The following is a 4435-nucleotide window of genomic DNA, read 5'->3' as shown; positions in this document are numbered from 1 at the left end:
CTGTGGCGGTCTGGGTCTAGCCCAGCGTCGCCCCAAGGACAGACCCGACACTGGCACCGTCTTGTTCATCCCACCCGCCATCTGTCTGTCCTTCTCTCCCCATTCTCCGTGCCCCGCACCAGAATATTGAGACAACCTCCCAAGGAGAGGGGATCAGAGGTCATGGTGCGGGGGCCTGTCCCGCGCTAAGGCAACAGGCCTTGCCGCCCTGGTAGATGGATTCTCCCCGCAGCGGCAGTGACGCCCGGAGGTACTACCTTTACTCAATACCTAAATTCATTCAGTTGTGCCTTCTCCACTCGTAGCGCGGGGGCTTGTCCCCCGCTCTTGTGCATCTTCAGCAATCACCGGCACGAAATTCGCATCTAACTTCCAATGAGCAGGCCGTCGGCTTTCACCGCCTGATGCAACGCGAACCATGCATCGAGCGAGAGTTCCTGCGGACGGCACTGCGGAGAGATTCCTGCTTCTTCAAGCAGCCAGCGCATATGCTCGTCGTCAATGCGGAGGAGCGAGCGGACGGAGTTATGTACCTGCTTGCGCCGCTGGGAGAAGCCCGCCTGGGCGAGCCGCAGCACGTCAGGCACCGCTTCCGCAGGAAAATACGGCTGTGGGCGCTTCACCACTTCCACCACGGCGGAGTTCACCTGCGGCGGAGGAAAGAACGCCTGCGCCGGTACGGCAAAGAGGTGATTTGTCTCCGCATAGGTCTGCATAAACAGGGAAAGATAGCTCATGTCGCCCGGCGCTGCACTGACCCGCGCCGCAACTTCCCGTTGCAACATTACGACCATGCGTTGCGGACCGGCCGGATGCGCTATGAGTTGCCTGATCACCGGGGTTGCCACACTGTAGGGCAGGTTCGCCGCCAGCATGTACGGTGATTCTCCAAAGTAGGGAGAGGGATCAAACGCCACGGCATCCTGGTGGACCATCTCGACGTTTGTATGGAAAGCCAGTGTAGCGTCCAGCAAGGCTAACATGCGCGCATCGATTTCCACAGTCACCACCCGCTCGGCCACGTCCGCGAGGCAAACGGTAAGACAGCCCAATCCGGGTCCGACCTCCAGGATGCGGTCGTGGTCTCCCTGCTGCACGTGCCGCATGATCGCCCGCAGCACGCCCGCGTCAGCCAACAGGTGCTGGCCGAGCTTGCGGTTCAGGCGCAAGTCCACCTGACGCAGCAGCATGCGCATCGTGCGCGGACGGCACAGATCGCGTGCTTGCGCGGGAATGTCAAAGACCTTGGAATTAAGCATATCTCACGTCTACGCGGTAAGCAGCGCCCGGTAGCGCAGGTTTGCAACCTGCGGGTACTCCCGAGTAGCGCAGTTCAGTACCCGGCAGTCCCATCCGGCAAGGCAGGTCCGGGTCACCATCACCTTCCGGTAGCGCAGGTTTGCAACCTGCGGGTACTCCCGGGTAGCGCAGTTCAGTACCCGGCAGTCCCATCCGGCAAGGCAGGTCCGGGTCACCAACACCTTCCGGTAACGCAGGTTTGCAACCTGCGTCGTCACAGTCTTGCACCGAAACGTGACCCCTGTAGTGCTGAACGCCCCTAGTTCTTATAATACCGTAGAGACGAGAACGACATTCTTCCACGTAAAGGAGCAGAACCATGCGGGTGCAGGCAATCGGCGCGCATCCTGACGACATCGAGCTGCTGTGCGCGGGCACACTGGCAAAGTACGCGGCGCAGGGGCACCACGTGACGATGTGCTACGTGTGCAACGGCGGGCTGGGCCACGTGGAGATCATGCCGCCCGAACTCAAAGAGGTACGCAAGCAGGAGTCAAAGAACAGCGCGGACGTGATCGGCGCGGACTTTCAATGGCTCGACATCGACGACGCGGACGTGCGCCAGAGTACCAACGAGGCGCTGGCGCGTTTGGTCGAAGCCGTGCGCGCGGCTCAGCCGGACGTCATTATCACCCACGCGCCCAACGATTACATGGACGATCACCGCTTGGTGGGCGAACTGGTGCTCAAGGCGAGCTTTGACGCCACTATTCCCCATCTTGTTTCGAAGCAGGAGAATCCGGCACAACTCGTGCCCATCTTCCACATGGATACCCTGATGGGCGTCGACTTTCTGCCGGAAATGTGGGTGGACATCAGCGAGACCATCGAGACTAAGCGGCAGATGCTCGCGTGCCACGAGAGCCAATACGCCTGGCTGAAAGAACATGACAACATTGACTACATCGATTCCATGGTCACCGTGGCGAAGTACCGGGGCTTGCAGGTCGGCACGCCATATGCGGAAGGCTTCCGCCAGGTGCGCGTCTGGGGCCGCACGACCACCGTGCCGCTGCTGCCGACCGACATCGCGCGTGGGTAGCAAGGTACGGGCCGCAGTCGCCGCTGGCAAATGAGTACTCTGGTTGCCATTTCCAGCGCAATTGCAACTTTCGGGTCGAATAGTTTCAATTGTGTTGCCAATCGCAACTGGAGTACTGAGAGCTAGGCGGCGGAAGCGGCTTACCGTCAACGCGATAGAGGTGGATAACCTCGTCTACTATCTGGCGCAGTTCCGCGAATACCTGCCACTTGTCGTCACCATGGCAGCCGCCGTATACGAGGCCCGGCGCACTCCCCACGTAACACTGGTCTTCCTCTGACCATTCCACGAATTTGGCGTAGCGGGCACTATCTCTCATTCTTCGATTCCTGAATAGCGGCTCTAACGGCGCAGACTTGGTAGCTCTTCGCATCACTGCTTGGACTGCCATGACGTCAGACCAACTCCCGGTTTACGAAGTAGCACCCACCTTCATTACACTTGCTCGGATAGAAACACTCTCGTTCTGGCTTGTTCGGACACATTACCCTTTCCGCTTCTGCCACGCAGTGTGGGCATTCCCTATCACCGTCGTAGTCAAAGTATTCGCCGTGGGTCAAGCAAATCCGTGTAGCGCATTTGTCGCAAGGACCGTATGACTCTTTTTCCGCTTGAGGCAGGTTAAACCTGTCATGGTACGGGTCCTGGTACAGAAACCAGTTCCCTTGTATCTGGTCACAACTGGTACACACGTTAGCCAAGTACTTTGCTCCGACTGTGGCACTGAATCTTCGTTCTAGGGTCACGCCGCTGTCCCGGACAAACTCTAACTCCTCTTTGGTGAATTCATCCTGCTCTAGGGCTTGGCCGTCTTTGTAGCCAGTAGCAACTTTGATGTTTTGCTCACAGTTCCAACAGTTTTTGAGACTGACAGCAACCGTTCGCAGTGGTAGCGGAGTGGAGCAGTCTTTGCATTTGGGTCGCTGGCAAAGTAGGTTGTGTGCATCAATGTTGAGCCGCTTTGCTGCGAGGTCATCAAGCCTTGCCTTTACGGTTAGCGAGGCATCAAGAGCGCGGTTGCGTCTCTCCCCAACGAATTCTCGTGGCGCATTCAGGTGGAACTCAACGACTTCAATGTTGTTCCCCACTGCATATTCGTGGACATTACTTTCGGGAATGTGCTTGTCCGCTATTTCTATGAATCTGATCGGATTCCCATCTATATCAAACATGGACAGATCGGGGCGAACCGTTCCTACATTCTTGTTTCTTTCGACAGTTGCTACGTTCTCAACTAGGTTGACGATAAGTTCTTCCCTACATTCGTTGCACATTGCGGTAGCTGGCAGGCTTCTGCCCAAGTTCTCTCTGATGTGCAAATCAAGAATGGAGACGGCAAGCTCGTGCGGTGTCTCTTTTATTTGACTTCTCTTGGCCACCGGCCTATCTCTAACGGTTCAGTCGCTATTCGGATCTCTGTTATTGGATTGCATGTGAGATTTTCCCCTGACAACGCAAATAGCAACCCATGCAATTCCAATTTGGAAACCGGTCCACGAATGCTTGGCGACAAGTCTGGATTCCAGATAAACAGGCAAGCCGCAGTGCTTAGAGACAGAGGTAAGGGTGGCAACTGCTCCTGCTCCACACGAGGCGTAACCGCGAGCACTCCAAATTTGGCTGGGGAACCAGGATTCGAACCTGGACTTATGGATCCAGAATCCACTGTCCTACCATTAGACGATTCCCCAAAGCGGCCGCCGCAAGCGCGACCAATTTCATGGTACTAAGCGGCTTCGGCCCGCGTCAACAGGATGGCTAGTTTCCCACCGCCCACCGGTATGCAGGAACGAGAGAATCGCTTCCATCCGTCATTCCCGCGATAAGCTTGCCCCGTACTTGAGACGGGGCGGGAATCCGTCTTCCTCTGGCGCATTGCCGTCCACTCGATTGCAGATCTGTGAGACTCTTCCCTCGCGCCGTTCCCTGGACTCCGGCTTTCGCCGGAGTGACGGAGCGGTTGCTTCGCCGCAATTGTAAATGTCAGGTAATTCGTTGACAGATTTGAGAACAAAAGCAGCTGAACGCAGTACTCTACATGAACAGTACACATGTCATTCCGAGCGGAGCGAGGAATCTAGGGCCCATGCAACG

General features: G+C 56.9%; 5 protein-coding genes and 1 tRNA gene. 1 reads left to right on the top strand and 5 read right to left on the bottom strand.

The features are described from left to right. Positions 1-365 precede the first annotated feature (365 nt). Both rsmA and OXE05_06715 read right to left on the bottom strand, forming a co-directional pair. A complete protein-coding gene (rsmA, locus tag OXE05_06720) occupies positions 366-1259 on the bottom strand; it encodes a 16S rRNA (adenine(1518)-N(6)/adenine(1519)-N(6))-dimethyltransferase RsmA (GenBank protein MCY4437011.1) in 894 nt (297 codons plus the stop codon). Between the two features lie 9 nt (positions 1260-1268). Beyond that, entirely contained in the window at positions 1269-1517 is a 249-nt protein-coding gene (locus tag OXE05_06715) for a hypothetical protein (protein MCY4437010.1), read from the bottom strand. Between the two features lie 101 nt (positions 1518-1618). On the opposite strand from OXE05_06715, the gene OXE05_06710 reads away from it, so the two are divergent. Further along, complete coding sequence (locus OXE05_06710) at positions 1619-2341, top strand: PIG-L family deacetylase (protein ID MCY4437009.1); 723 nt, start codon at positions 1619-1621, stop codon at positions 2339-2341. An 85-nt stretch (positions 2342-2426) separates the two neighbouring features. Here the strand turns inward: OXE05_06710 and OXE05_06705 are convergent, their stop codons facing one another. The 3 genes from OXE05_06705 to OXE05_06695 form a co-directional block, all read right to left on the bottom strand. Further along, the gene (locus OXE05_06705) at positions 2427-2660 is read right to left on the bottom strand and encodes a hypothetical protein (GenBank protein ID MCY4437008.1); all 234 of its coding nucleotides are present in this window, start codon (positions 2658-2660) and stop codon (positions 2427-2429) included. Positions 2661-2736: 76 nt separating this feature from the next. Beyond that, positions 2737-3720, bottom strand: coding sequence for a hypothetical protein (locus OXE05_06700; protein MCY4437007.1), 984 nt, complete (start codon positions 3718-3720; stop codon positions 2737-2739). A 238-nt stretch (positions 3721-3958) separates the two neighbouring features. Next, a tRNA-Gln gene (locus tag OXE05_06695) sits at positions 3959-4032 on the bottom strand. Positions 4033-4435 lie beyond the last annotated feature (403 nt).

The sequence above is a fragment of the Chloroflexota bacterium genome (assembly GCA_026710945.1).
Lineage (GTDB): Bacteria > Chloroflexota > UBA11872 > VXOZ01 > VXOZ01 > VXOZ01.
The sequence above is the reverse complement of the archived record's forward strand: the minus strand, read 5'-3'. Positions and strand labels throughout refer to the sequence as shown.